The following is a 10,361-nucleotide window of genomic DNA, read 5'->3' as shown; positions in this document are numbered from 1 at the left end:
AGCGAGTGCGACAACCAACCCAATAGCATTGCGTTTTCATTAATGGATTACCTTCAATTGGTGGATGATACCGGCCGAATTATTCGCAATGATAAACGTGGATACATCAGTGAAAGTAGTGCCAAGATACTGAACAGATTAAATATCCCCCATGACAATTGGCTCAAGTTGACAACCGAATTTGGCAAGTTATTTCATGGCCCTGTAGGCACATTGCAAAAGCTGACCGATTACTGCGAACACTTAGAAAAGCGACGACGGCACTTTGCCGCAAGCTGTCAGCACTTTCACTGCAATTGACAACGACTGACATCACTTCAAAAGCCTACATTCAGAACACATCCCAAGCACTAAGGGACGATATCCCTCGTCTGAAAAGCACCCATTTTTGAAAGAATTAGCGCAATTTATTGCCTCAGATGCTGCCCCTGCGTCTTTTGATGGCTCTTTTTTAAACAATGTTAACTTTTACAAGTTGTAGGCAAACTGAAAGTCCGTTATGTTGTTGATTTAAATTGGGTGGCCAAGTTTAGTCGCAAACATAGAGCCTTTATTCAACGAAGCTAAAGAAAAAATGGATGAATTAGAAAAAAGAGTCCATGAGGCTACTGACAGGAATAGCTTCTCTAGAGAGACGATCAATATAAGCAATCAAGTACAGCCTTTAAAAGAATCGTGGGCAGAAATTTCATCATCTCTAAAAGCTATCAAAGAAACTCTGGGTTCAGACCAAATACCTGAGTCACTTGGAACTTTCGAACGACGTTTTAAATTTTTTCTTGTCAGTCAGAACCTAAGATGGATTTTAATTGAATATACTGCTCCAATAATTTTAGCTTTAGTGTCACTGTATTTTGTTTGCGAAAGGTTGGTGTCAAATGGGTAAAGCTATAACAAGGCCAAGTACATCGTCCCCAGAAAATCAGAGGCTGGACTCTGCCTGTGTAGGCGTCCCTTCATAGAACTTTTGATGCGAAATTCACTTGTTATAGCTGATGATCTAACACGCTACTATCCCAAAGTGTGCTGCGTATTTATTTAAAACTTAAAGACTACGCTAATACTAAAAAGGTGAGTGATGGCGATTAGAGAGACGACCGTCCGCACAACATCCGTGTTTAACGGCCAGTTCGCCTTCCATGGCTCTCGTTCATAAGCTTAGAAACCCAAGGTTTCTATTTCTATTCACCGCGTCGTCGAGCAAATGCCATGATTCGCCTATAAGTCAGCGCTTTCAGAGCCAACTCGACTATCTCACTGACTCAAGATTACAAACCTCTGATTGCCAGTAAATTTATTTTTGTTACTGACCAATCAATCCTTACCCAATTGCCAATTTGGTTTCTGCATAGCGCAGCTTTTTTACCCTTGGGTTGGCAAGGAAGTAGGCCAGCATCAGTGGGCCTAGGCGCCCCATAAACATCATAAAGATGATAATGCCTTGGCCTGCACTGGATAAATTGCCTGTTAATCCACGGGATAGTCCGACGGTGCCGAGGGCGGATACGGCTTCGAAGGCGATATCCATAATCGGGGCGTTTTCGGTGATCACTAGGGCGAATATTGCCAGCCAAGTGACGCCGATGGAGATCATCGTCAGGGCGAGCGCCTTGCTAATGGTGTCTTTGGGGATTTCGCGCTTAAACACATACACGGCTTCATCGCGGCGTAAATAGCCGTAGGTGGCGAGGATTAACACCATAAAGGTCACCACCTTAATGCCGCTGGCGGTACTGAGGGAGCCGCCGCCGATAAACATCAGCACTAAAATCAATAGGGTGGAACCATCCTCGAGTTGGTCTATGGGCAAGGTGTTAAAGCCTGCGGTGCGCGGGGTTACGGCCTGAAACCAAGAGGCCAACCATTTGCCGAGCTCGCTTAAGGGCGCGAGGGTGTTGGGGTTGTTGTACTCAATTAGGTAAATGGCTATCACAGCCACGGCATTGATCAGTATGGTGCCAGTAATCATCATGCGGCTGTAGACGGTGAGTTTCGACCAACGTTTATTGCGCTTGAGGTCAATCCACACCGAAAACCCAAGGCCGCCCACAATAAATAAACCTGTAATAGTGAGGTTAACGACTGGGTCGGCCACATAGGGGATTAAGCTATCTGGGCTTAGGGCAAAACCCGCGTTATTAAAGGCGCTAATGGTATAAAAGAAGCCGTGAAACAGGCTAGTTTGCCAACCCAATTCGCCGCTCCAGTAGACAGATAAAATCAGCATACCCACGGCTTCAACCAATAGTGAAAACACCAGCACGGCCTTAGCGGTCGAGACTAAAGTTGAGGTATCGGTTTGATTAAACGCTTCTTTCGCCACCGTTTGCTGCAAGAAACCTATCTTACCGCCCAGCGCTATTAGCGTGACTATTGCAAAGGTCATCAAGCCTAGCCCGCCGCATTGAATGAGCAGCGCGATAATCACTTGGCCAAAGGGCGTGAACACACTGCCAGTATCGACGACCACAAGCCCTGTGACCGTTACCGCCGAAGTCACGGTAAAGAGGCTTTGCAGCCAAGTAATGGGCGACTCGGTGGCGATGGGTAGTTTTAGCAAGCAAGTGCCAACGAGGATCAGCAGAGCAAAGCTTGCACTTAAGATAAAGGGCGGCGCGCCAAAGAGTTTTTTACTGGTTTTCGGTGTGTGCTCTAGGGTGAGCGAAGGATGCCATTGAACCACCTTACACCAACCTTGGTGCGAGCTGTTTTAACTCGGCACGGCTACCGCAGAGGAATAGGGCATCGTCAGTGTGTAGGATAAAGTCACTATCAATCTTGCTAAATACGCTCTGCCCGCGCTTAATCATCAGCGGCGCGACTTTGCCCTTAGGGCTGCGTTGCACATTGGTTTGCTCATCGGTGTTTTTCTCTTGTAGGCTCCCTAGTAGTTGGCCAACTGTGACTTGATGTAAATGGGCTTTAATATGGATTTCAACAATATAGAGCCCATCGCCGATGGCGAGAAAGTTATTCACCATAGGGTAGTTTAGCGACTGGGCGACGCGGATCCCCATATCTTCCTCGGGGTGAATAATTCGCGCGACATCGAGTTTAGACAATATGGTGTGGTGCGCTTTATTGCTGGCTTTAACCCAAATATTTTGCACGCCGAGATTTTTCAGTGCCAGGGTACAAAGTAAGCTCGATTGCATATCAAAACCGATAGCGACAATCACGACTTCACTACTGGTAAGATCGAGTTCCCGCAGCGACGCCTCATCAGCGCAGTCGCAAATCACCGCTTCGGTAAGACTTTCTACATATTTTTCAACAGCTTTGTGGTCATTGTCGACACCCGTAACCGTATGACCTAAGTGGATCAGTTCTCTGCTTACAGCAACGCCGAAGCGGCCTAATCCGATGACAGTAAAATGTGCCATTTCATATCCTTGTGTGGTTGAACTAAAGAGAGAGGCCAGCTGGCCTAGGGCGGGCCGAGGTCGGTGAGTCGATACCCTAAACCGGGCTCGGTTTTGATCAGTTGTTGTTCGTCACTATCGTTAAGCTTTTTACGCAGTTGGCTGACTAAAATCCGCAGATAATGGCTATCTTCTTGGTGAGTTTCGCCCCAGATATTGCGCAGCAGTTCGCTCTGTTTCAGCAATTGCCCAGGGTGGGACATTAACTGAACCAGTAGGGCAAACTCTTTTTTGGTGAGGGCGATTTCCTGCTGGTTAAGCCAGCATTGATGGCTGCTCTTTTGCAGGGTGAGCGGGCCAAATTGCAGCATATCGATAGTGCTTGAGGTATCCACAAGGTCACGGACTAATACCTTGATACGCACGATTAATTCCCTGATACCAAAGGGTTTACTTAGATAATCGTTAGCACCGGCCTCGAGCAGGCGGATTTTTTCTTCCTCCTGATCGCGGGCGGTTAAAACCAACACTGGGGTCTTATCTTGCTGGCGCAGTGCATGGAGTAGTTCGATGCCATCGCCATCGGGCAGGCCAGGTCGAGCACGATAAGGTGCGGCTGGTGGCTTTGGTATTGTTTGAGCGCCGTGGCTATGCTGGTGGCGCTTATGTATTCAAAGCCTTCCGCCTCAAGTGAGATCCGCATAAAGGTATGGATTTGTGGCTCATCATCCACCACTAACACCTTGTAAGCCATTTATGCACTTTCCTTCGTTATCGGTAACGCGATGCGGATCAGGCTGCCTTGAGCAACACTTTCGGCGCTGATACGCCCGTTATGGGCAGTAATAATCCCTTTGGCGACAGGTAGACCCAATCCTGCGCCGCCATCGGTAGAGGGATGTTGGCGGTAAAACAGTTCGAAAATCGCCTCCTTTTGAGATGGGGCTATGCCTTGTCCTAAGTCTTGAATATCGATACGCAGCATATCTTGGTGGCGATAGAGGCTTACGCTCACAGGCTGGTTGGTGGGGGAATAATGCAGGGCATTATCGAGCACATTAAAAATCGCCTGTTCAATCAAAGAGCTGCAAATCATTAATGGTGGTAGCTCTGGCTCAGTGTGAATTTTGATCCGCGGTTGCTCGGTTTGAAAGCGGGCGATAGTGCGCTGTAGTACTTCGCGTAGATTGGCTTCGTCTAGGCTAAATTTGAGCGCGCCATGTTGTAACTTAGTGGCCTGCAAAAGATTTTCGATATATTGGTGCAGGCGATGACTCTCGGCGGCGGCCGAGTCGATAAGCTCCTCGGTTTGCTCTGGGTTGAGCTTGGCTTGGTATTCCTTCAGCGTGGTTAAGGTGCCGATAATGGTCGCAAGGGGCGTGCGTAAATCGTGGGAGACCGAGAGCAAAATGCTGTTTCTGAGCTGCGCCTGTTCGAGTGCATGCTGCTGGCGGCGGTAATGTTCGGCCAATTTGCTGCTAGTCAGGGCGACCAGCAAAAATACGCTTAGATTGACTATGTCTTCGACGTTGAACATCTGTAACGAATAGCGCGGTGTGGTGAATAAAAAATTGAAACTGACGGCGCCAAACACGGCCACAAAGTAGGCATAGTTGGCGCTGCATTGCAGGGCCACGGCGACCACGGCTAATTGCAGGATAAGCAGCACAGCAATGGCTGATCCTGAAAATACATCAATAAAATAGCTAGTTATTAACGTTACCACTAACAACATGGCGGTAAATATCGCGGGATGCGTGCGCCAGTATTGGTTGATGGATACAGTATTTGCAAAAGTCATAACGGCTAAGGCGTTGCGGAAATTAAGGCTACTCTAGCAAAGGCCTGTGGGGATAGCGCGTAAAAAATCCGTAAAATTTACTAGGGCTTGGCGTGTGGGTGTTATCTGGCATTTGTATCAGGCAGGCGGTTTTGCTCGCCAACTTACATTAGATAGTGGCTGCAAACGCCGCCTTAAGCGAGATAGTCTAGCTCGATTACCTCGCGATAACGTATTACTGCTCTGATTACCAAGGGATGGGCGGCGGCATTAAGCGTTTGCCACTATAACCCGGCACAGTGGCAAAACGTGGGGACTTGGCCTCCCAATCGGCTTGGGCACTGGCGATATCTTCCTTACTGTGGCCGACAAAATTCCACCAAATACTGACAGAGTCGGCGAGGGGCGCGCCGCCAATCAGCAGTAAACGTGCGCCTTGGTGAAGGTCGAGCGTTATACCCTCGCGCAGCATGCCAAGGTAAGCGAGGTTATTGTTATCAAAGGATTCGTCGTCGATATCGAATCGGCCCTCAAGTGGCATTAGGCCATATTCAAATCGCGGATCGAGCCTGAGTGTTAGTTGAGTGGCCTCTGTGGCGAAGATATCGAGCGCGACGATCGGTGAAAAGTGCAGTGTGGGCGCTTGTTTATCCTTCCACGAGCCAATCAATAGGGTAAATTCGACGCCCGCCTCCTGCCAAGTGGGCAGCTGGGGATAATGGTCGAACCTCGGGGCTGTGTCTTTATGTTCCAGTGGCAGCGCAATCCATAGTTGCACCGCATGCATAGTGCGATGACCTTCGACGGACTCTTCGGTGTGGGCGATACCATGGCCTGCGGTCATCAAATTGACTTGCTTAGGGCGGATCACTTGGGTGCTGCCTAGGCTGTCCCTGTGCATGATTTCCCCCTCCAGCATCCAAGTGAAGGTTTGAAGGCCAATATGGGGATGCTCGCCCACATTCATTAAGGGGCCGTCGGTGACTGGGCCAATATGATCCAGAAAGCACCAAGGGCCTATGAGTCGACGCGGTTTTTGCGGAATCTCCCGTGCTACGGGTATCCCGCCTACATCACCGATTTTGGAGGCTATATGTTGGATTTGGATCCGCCCATCTTCGACGGGGCATTCCCTTGGGCCGCCGTAAAACGGCGACGTTTGCATTTGACTCATATCGACTCCTTATCTTCATTTAGACACGGATAGATTTAACATTTATGCTGGTGCAGCGAGGCGATATTATCGCCCTCAAGGTCTGTTACTCGATGCTCGACCTTAATGACTTTAACGCAATATTGGGAATAAGGGATGTTAACAGACCCTGTTTTTTGGCTGGTGGCGATTCCTGCGGTGTTGATCACTGGGATCTCTAAATCGGGTTTTGCCGGCGGCGTCGGTGGCTTGACCGTGCCCCTGTTAGCGCTAGCCATAAGCCCAGCAACTGCGGCGGCAATCATGTTACCACTGCTGATTTATATGGATTTTTTAAGTGTTCGTTCGTGGTGGGGTCAACATAATCCACGCCAATTATGGATCCTCTTACCCGCGGCGATTGTGGGCATAGGTATAGCCTATTGGTTGTTCGACCGATTAAACGAAGATTACTTACGGGCGATTTTAGGCTGTGTGTCCTTAGGGTTTGGTCTTTATGGCTTGGTTTTAGGGGATAAAACCCAAGCGACCCCTTCACCTTTGGTGGGACGACTCTGCGGCTTAACCGCAGGTTTTACCAGCTTTGTGGCCCATGCAGGCGGGCCGCCACTCAATGCCTATTTGCTGCCGTTACGCTTGGCCAAACCAGAGTTTTTAGCCACGGCAGTGGTATTTTTTGCGGTGGTGAATCTGGTTAAGTTAGTGCCCTACAGTCTGCTCGGGCAAATTAACCAAGGTAACATTCTGATTTCTCTGTTACTTGCGCCTTTGGCTTGGTTAGGGGTAAAACTGGGGTTGTCGATCCAAGATAAGATCAGCGATAGGTTGTTTAAACGCATCATCTTGATTTTAATGGTGCTGGTGGGTATTCGCTTATTGTGGACGGCGTTATAGTTTTAAGCTTGAGATTAGCTTAGGCTGTTACCATCGATTTTTTCACGGTATGTTAGTTATCGCTTTGATAGCACCCGATATTACGCAAGAATTGCCCGCGATGAGTTTTACGCTAATGAAACGATTACTGATAGTTATCTTAGCCTTAGGTCTTGGTGCCTGTGCGAGCGCGCCAGAACCTAAGCCTGTGGTCAAGCAAGTTGAACCCGTCTCGGTATGGAACGATAGCAATATCGCCGAATTGCATTCCGAATGGCGCGGCGTACCTTATCGTTTGGGGGGCGCGACCAAGAAAGGCATCGATTGCTCGGCCTTTGTGTCGGTCGCTTATCAAAAGATGTTGGGCATGACTCTGCCGCGCACAGTGGAGGAGCAGCAAGCACTTGGTAAACCCGTGGCGCGGGATCAACTGCGTAAGGGGGACTTAGTGTTCTTTAAAACTGGCTGGAGCACGCACCATGTGGGTATTTATGTGGGCGGGAATAATTTCCTCCATGTCTCGACGAGCCAAGGGGTAAAAATTTCGAGTCTACTTAATAGCTATTGGGCATCAAAATATTGGAATGCAAGGCGAATTTAAGCCTTGATTACAGGTGGAGACTCTATGACTACAGCGTCTGCTTCGTCCCAACATGAGCCTCTACCCACTTCGGTTTTTCTGGCGATTTTCTCCGCCGTGTTCTTACCCATGTTTTTGGCGGCGGTCGATCAAACCCTACTCGCCACCGCAACTCCTGCCATCGTTGAAGATTTGGGTGGCCTCAGGCAAGCCTCGTGGATCACTATCGGCTATATGTTGGCAATGGCGGCCAGTGTGCCTATTTATGGCTGGCTGGGGGATAACTTTGGCCGCGCCAAAATCTTGATGATTGCCTTAGCGGTGTTCGCGTTAGGCTCGATTGTCTCCGCCAGTGCAGGGACGATGGACCATATGATTGCCGGAAGGATTCTCCAAGGCCTCGGTGGTGGCGGGCTGATGAGTCTGTCCCAATCCCTTGTGGGGGAATTGGTGCCGATACGGCAACGGGCGCGTTTTCAGGGCTATTTTGCCGCTATGTTTACCCTCGCCAGTGTTGGCGGTCCCGTGATTGGTGGTTTTGTGGTGCATGCCTATTCTTGGCACTGGTTATTTTGGGCGAATATTCCCTTGGCTATGCTGGCGGTTTGGCGGCTTAATCGCTTGCATAAACAGAGTGTTAAACCTGTACGACTGGGTCGGTTTGACTTGCTTGGCGTGCTGTTATTTCCTTCTATCATTACGGCGCTGCTGTATTGGTTGTCTGTGGCAGGGCAAGACTTTGCTTGGCTATCGGCCACAAGCTTAGGCTTTATGGGATTTATCTTTGTGGGCGCCGCCCTGCTGTTGTGGTGGGAGCGTCAGCGTGAGAGTCCTTTCTTACCGCTGGATTTACTCGCCAACAAAGCCATTTATATGCCGCTATTAACCGCAGCGCTGTTTGCCGCCTGTCTGTTTGCGATGATCTTCTTTTTACCCATTTACTTGCAGGTCGGTCTGCAAACCAATCCGGCCAAAACTGGCTTGCTGCTGATACCAATGACCTTTGGTATAGTGACAGGTTCTACTATTGCGGGCCGGTTGTTGAGCCGAGATGTGGCACCTAAATGGTTGCCGACCTTCGGGATGGGGCTGGCTTCTATCGGTTTACTCTCTATCGGTTTAGTCCCGCCCAATGCGGATCTTATTGGCGGATTAGGTGTGCTGGTGGGCATAGGGTTAGGAACCGTGATGCCCAGCGTGCAGTTAGTTGTGCAGAGTGTGTCGGGCAAGGCGCGTTTAAGCCAAATTACCGCTATGGTGTCCTTGTGTCGCTCCATGGGCGCGGCAATTGGTACGGCCTTATTCAGCCTGTTGCTATATAGCTTGTTACCGCTCGAAGGGGCGCAGGTGGGGATTGCGGCGATAAAAAAGCTACCCATTGAGGTTGTGCATCACGCCTTCCAATGGGGTTTTATCGCGGCGGCCTTGGTGGCGCTCAGCTCTGCGATTGTAGGGTATCTCTCGCCCGCCACAGCGCTTAGGGATCATGAGTAGATTTGTTGGTGCATGACGGATTTAAGCTGTGTAGTATTTGCGATAGGTTAGCTTCCGCTGTGACCCCATTCTTTGCCAGGAATTCTGCATGACAACTAAAAACTGGACCTTAAAGAGCATAGCTAACGAGCTAGGTGTCTCTAACGCCACTGTTTCTAATGCTTTTAATCGTCCCGATCAACTATCGGAAAAACGCCGCAACGAAATTTTGGCCGCTTGCTCTAAATTGGGTTACTTTGGCCCAAACAAGGCGGCGCAATCCTTACGTAGAGGCAAATTTGATACCGTCGCGCTGGTATTGTCCGATAGTGTTGAATATATGGTGTCCGATCCTGTCGCCAGTAAGTTTATGAAGGGTGTGGCTTCGGTATTGGAGCGGGAAAAACTCAACTTATTGCTGTTTTCGGGCAGCTCTGACAGTGTGAATGCGGTGGCAGATTTTGTGGATGGGTTTATTTGTTATGGTTGCCCCCGTAATGCCTTGCTTGCTGAGCAATTGAAACAGGTTAAGAAGAAGGTGGTTACAGTGGATTTTGATATCCACCGCAACGCCGCTGTCAGCATTGACAATAAGTTAGCCGCCTATGAGGTGGCAAAATTGGCATTAAAATCACCTACCGATCAGGTTGCAATATTAGGCCTAAGACTGCTCGATACCCATTTAACCTGCCGAGTTTACGATTTGAATTTGCTCGAAATCGATATGTCGATTGCACACCAGAGGTTGCAGGGATATTTACAGGCAATTGAGGAAACCGGTATTACCCTTGGCAATGATCGGATTTGGAATATTCCTGAAAGTAATGCGGAATATGCGCGGATTGCAGCCAAGGAGGCGCTAAATTCAACGCCAAGACCCAATGTATTTTTATGCATGAGTGACTTAATTGCTCTTAGTGTGCTGGGTGAGGCGCAGGCGATGGGATTAGCGATCCCTGAGGATATTCGTGTAGTGGGGTTTGATGGTATTGATGAGGCGACTCGCTCGAATCCTCCGCTGACTACGGTTTATCAATACTCTGAACAAAAAGGCCAAATGGCGGCGCAGATGTTTATCGACGATGCTGTACATGCTCAGGTATTAGGGTATGAATTACGTTTAGGTAAAAGCTGTTAATA

9 protein-coding genes and 2 pseudogenes are annotated in these 10,361 nt (G+C 49.1%); 6 read left to right on the top strand and 5 right to left on the bottom strand.

Annotated elements, in window-relative coordinates:
- Both SHEWPOL2_RS09910 and SHEWPOL2_RS09905 read left to right on the top strand, forming a co-directional pair.
- Nucleotides 1–300: pseudogene (locus SHEWPOL2_RS09910) on the top strand (transposase); the annotation flags it as partial.
- 274 nt (nucleotides 301–574) lie between these two features.
- Nucleotides 575–886, top strand: a complete 312-nt coding sequence (locus SHEWPOL2_RS09905) for a hypothetical protein (protein WP_037427991.1) — start codon at nucleotides 575–577, stop codon at nucleotides 884–886.
- Between the two features lie 435 nt (nucleotides 887–1,321).
- Here SHEWPOL2_RS09905 and SHEWPOL2_RS09900 read toward each other — a convergent pair whose 3' ends face one another.
- The 5 genes and pseudogenes from SHEWPOL2_RS09900 to SHEWPOL2_RS09880 all read right to left on the bottom strand — a co-directional run bounded on the left by SHEWPOL2_RS09900 (nucleotide 1,322) and on the right by SHEWPOL2_RS09880 (nucleotide 6,316).
- A complete protein-coding gene (locus tag SHEWPOL2_RS09900; RefSeq protein WP_037427990.1) occupies nucleotides 1,322–2,683 on the bottom strand; it encodes a TrkH family potassium uptake protein in 1,362 nt (453 codons plus the stop codon).
- A gap of 1 nt (nucleotide 2,684) precedes the next feature.
- The gene (locus SHEWPOL2_RS09895) at nucleotides 2,685–3,383 is read right to left on the bottom strand and encodes a TrkA family potassium uptake protein (protein ID WP_037427988.1); all 699 of its coding nucleotides are present in this window, start codon (nucleotides 3,381–3,383) and stop codon (nucleotides 2,685–2,687) included.
- A gap of 44 nt (nucleotides 3,384–3,427) precedes the next feature.
- Nucleotides 3,428–4,116: pseudogene (locus tag SHEWPOL2_RS09890) on the bottom strand (response regulator transcription factor).
- The gene (locus tag SHEWPOL2_RS09885; protein ID WP_037427986.1) at nucleotides 4,117–5,163 is read right to left on the bottom strand and encodes an ATP-binding protein; all 1,047 of its coding nucleotides are present in this window, start codon (nucleotides 5,161–5,163) and stop codon (nucleotides 4,117–4,119) included.
- Between the two features lie 226 nt (nucleotides 5,164–5,389).
- Nucleotides 5,390–6,316 (bottom strand): pirin family protein, encoded by a 927-nt coding sequence (locus SHEWPOL2_RS09880; RefSeq protein ID WP_037427984.1) that lies wholly within the window; start codon nucleotides 6,314–6,316, stop codon nucleotides 5,390–5,392.
- Nucleotides 6,317–6,451: 135 nt separating this feature from the next.
- Here SHEWPOL2_RS09880 and SHEWPOL2_RS09875 point away from each other — a divergent pair, with 135 nt between their 5' ends.
- From SHEWPOL2_RS09875 to SHEWPOL2_RS09860, 4 genes are all read left to right on the top strand, one after another.
- The gene (locus SHEWPOL2_RS09875; protein ID WP_037416172.1) at nucleotides 6,452–7,189 is read left to right on the top strand and encodes a sulfite exporter TauE/SafE family protein; all 738 of its coding nucleotides are present in this window, start codon (nucleotides 6,452–6,454) and stop codon (nucleotides 7,187–7,189) included.
- Nucleotides 7,190–7,304: 115 nt separating this feature from the next.
- Nucleotides 7,305–7,769 (top strand): NlpC/P60 family protein, encoded by a 465-nt coding sequence (locus tag SHEWPOL2_RS09870; protein WP_037427995.1) that lies wholly within the window; start codon nucleotides 7,305–7,307, stop codon nucleotides 7,767–7,769.
- A gap of 24 nt (nucleotides 7,770–7,793) precedes the next feature.
- Nucleotides 7,794–9,242 carry an MFS transporter gene (locus SHEWPOL2_RS09865; protein WP_037427983.1) on the top strand — a complete coding sequence of 483 codons (1,449 nt, stop codon included), beginning with the start codon at nucleotides 7,794–7,796 and terminating at the stop codon, nucleotides 9,240–9,242.
- A gap of 88 nt (nucleotides 9,243–9,330) precedes the next feature.
- The gene (locus tag SHEWPOL2_RS09860) at nucleotides 9,331–10,359 is read left to right on the top strand and encodes a LacI family DNA-binding transcriptional regulator (protein WP_037427981.1); all 1,029 of its coding nucleotides are present in this window, start codon (nucleotides 9,331–9,333) and stop codon (nucleotides 10,357–10,359) included.
- Nucleotides 10,360–10,361 lie beyond the last annotated feature (2 nt).

It is taken from the genome of Shewanella sp. POL2 (assembly GCF_000282755.1).
Classification (GTDB): Bacteria; Pseudomonadota; Gammaproteobacteria; order Enterobacterales; family Shewanellaceae; genus Shewanella; species Shewanella xiamenensis.
The sequence above is the reverse complement of the archived record's forward strand: the minus strand, read 5'-3'. Positions and strand labels throughout refer to the sequence as shown.

What these genes read in the sequence shown, in the direction of transcription:
- SHEWPOL2_RS09905 (WP_037427991.1), top strand. Translation starts at nt 575, where the DNA reads ATGGATGAATTAGAAAAAAGAGTCCATGAGGCTACTGACAGGAATAGC.
- SHEWPOL2_RS09895 (WP_037427988.1), bottom strand. Translation starts at nt 3,383, where the DNA reads ATGGCACATTTTACTGTCATCGGATTAGGCCGCTTCGGCGTTGCTGTA.
- SHEWPOL2_RS09885 (WP_037427986.1), bottom strand. Translation starts at nt 5,163, where the DNA reads ATGACTTTTGCAAATACTGTATCCATCAACCAATACTGGCGCACGCAT.
- SHEWPOL2_RS09880 (WP_037427984.1), bottom strand. Translation starts at nt 6,316, where the DNA reads ATGAGTCAAATGCAAACGTCGCCGTTTTACGGCGGCCCAAGGGAATGC.
- SHEWPOL2_RS09875 (WP_037416172.1), top strand. Translation starts at nt 6,452, where the DNA reads ATGTTAACAGACCCTGTTTTTTGGCTGGTGGCGATTCCTGCGGTGTTG.
- SHEWPOL2_RS09870 (WP_037427995.1), top strand. Translation starts at nt 7,305, where the DNA reads ATGAAACGATTACTGATAGTTATCTTAGCCTTAGGTCTTGGTGCCTGT.
- SHEWPOL2_RS09865 (WP_037427983.1), top strand. Translation starts at nt 7,794, where the DNA reads ATGACTACAGCGTCTGCTTCGTCCCAACATGAGCCTCTACCCACTTCG.
- SHEWPOL2_RS09860 (WP_037427981.1), top strand. Translation starts at nt 9,331, where the DNA reads ATGACAACTAAAAACTGGACCTTAAAGAGCATAGCTAACGAGCTAGGT.